The sequence below is a fragment of the Streptomyces sp. NPDC030165 genome, from assembly GCF_055573595.1.
In genome coordinates, this window is the sequence record NZ_JBVIBD010000071.1 from 1 (window position 1) to 2,169 (window position 2,169).

The 2,169-nt window shown below is 72.3% G+C and carries 1 protein-coding gene; it reads right to left on the minus strand.

Annotation, left to right across the window (positions count from 1 at the left end; all coding sequences use genetic code 11):
* A partial coding sequence (locus tag ACZ4Z1_RS42400; RefSeq protein WP_468492061.1) for a condensation domain-containing protein occupies positions 1 to 2,169 on the minus strand: 2,169 nt, incomplete at both ends.

Below are 2,169 nucleotides of genomic sequence, written 5' to 3' on the forward strand. Positions count from 1 at the left end.
CCTCCTCGAACCACCCATGCACACACCGCTCCCCCGACACCCCGGACACACCGGACGCATTCCACTCCACCAACACCCGCCGACGCTCCGCAGCGGGCAGGATGTCGATGTCCAGGGCGCGGGTGCCGGTGCCGTCGTCCGTGGCGAGGGACGCGACGACCGAGGACAGGGCGGTCTCGACGTAGTCCACGAGGGCCTCGCACGCCACGGTGTCGTCCACCCGGGCGTGCAGCGCGAGTTCGTCGCCGAAGTCGTCGAGGGACACCACCAGGGGGTAGTTGATCGCGTCGGCCTCCGCCACCCAGTGGATCCCCCGGTCGTCGATGGGGGACGCCGCGGCGTCGCCGCGGCCCGGCTCGAAGTGCCGCACGTTGACCACCGCGCTGAACAGTGGCGTGTCGGCGTCCAGGCCGCTGCAGCGCTGCGCCAGGCTCAGCGGGCTCTGCTCGCGGGCGATCAGCTCCTTCAGCCCGGTGTCCACCTCGGTGATCAGGTCGCGGACGGTCCGGCCGGCCAGGGACACCCGCAGGGGCAGGGTGTTGATGAAGTTGCCGAGCATCCGCTCCACTCCGGGTACGCCTTGCAGACGCCCCGACATCACGGTGCCGAACACCACGTCGTCACGTCCGGCGGCCGCGGCGACGACGCACGCCCAAGCGGCGTGGAAGAGGCTGGCCGGGCTGGTCCGCAGACGCTGGGCCTGCGCGCGCAGGTCGCGGGTGAGGTCCGCGGGGAGGGCGCGGCGCAGCTGCGGGTAGCGGTGACCGTCACCGCGTACGTTCGTCAGTCCGAAGGGGTTCGTCGGCTCGGTGACGTCACCGAGGGCGGCCCGGAAGTGGGCTTCCGCGTCGCCCGTCGCCGTCTGGTGCAGTGTGTGGGCGACGAAGTCGCGGTACGGCGCCGGGGCGGCCAGCAACTCCGTTCGGCCGGTCATGTGGGCGGCCAGCTCTTCCAGGACCAGCCGCAGGGTGGTGGCGTCCTCGATGAGGTGGTGGGCGCTGAGCAGGAGGTAGCGCCGGCTGGAGTGCGGGTCCTCGGCGATGAGCAGCCGCAGCAGGGGTGCCCGGTCGACCCGCATCCGCCGGGGGCGGTCCAGCAGGGCGCGGGCCTGCGCTTCGGCGTCCGTGTCGGGGTCGAGGCACGTCCGCTCGACCGTCAGGCGGGCGGTGTGCTGGACGACCTGCGCCGGCTCGGGCAGTCCGGCGGTGATGACGGCCGTACGCATGACGTCGTGCCGGTCGATCAGCGCCTGCAGTGCCTCGGTGAAGGCCGCGCAGGCCTCCTCGTCGTCGGCGGACAGCAGGAGGGAGACCAGGTAGGGGTCGTTGTCCGGGTCCAGCAGGTGGTGGAAGAGGATGCCCTCCTGGGCGGAGGCCAGCGGGTAGATGTCCTGGACGTTGGGCGCGCCGCCGGGGACGGTGGCCACGACGGCGTCGATCTGCTCCTGGTCGAGGTGGACCAGGGGGAGCATGTCCGGGGTGATGCGCTCGCTGCCCAGCGGGATCAGGTTGGGGGGAACGCGGTAGCCGGTGCCCGGACCCGCGGCCGTACCGGCGCCGGCCCGCGTCTCGTCGATCTCCGCCGCCAGGCTCGCCAGCGTCGGCGAACTGAACACACTGCGTACGGGGACCTCGAAGCCCCGCTCCTTCAGGCGGGCCACCAGAACGGTGATGAGCAGCGAGTGACCACCCAGCTCGAAGAAGTTGTCACCGACGCCGATACGCGCCTCGTCGAAGCCCAGCACCTCCGCCCACGCGGCCGCGAGCGCCCGTTCGGTGGCGGTCTCCGGCGCGGCGTACTCCCGCTGGGCGTAAGCGTCGATGCCGGGCGCGGGCAGCGCCTTGCGGTCGAGCTTGCCGTTGGCGGTCAACGGCAGGGTCTCCAGGGTGACGAAGGCGCTGGGCACCATGTACTCGGGGAGGGCGCGCGCCGCGTGCCGGGCGAGTCCGGCGCGGTGGTCCGGCGCCGGGTCCCCGTCCGCCGGGACGACGTAGGCGACCAGTTGCTTGTTCCCCGGCTGGTCCTCGCGGACGACGACCACGCAGGACCGCACACCGGGGTGCTCGCCGATCCTGGCCTCGATCTCGCCGAGTTCGATGCGGAAGCCGCGGATCTTGACCTGGTCGTCGTTACGGCCCTGGTACTCCAGCGATCCGTCCGGCAACTGCC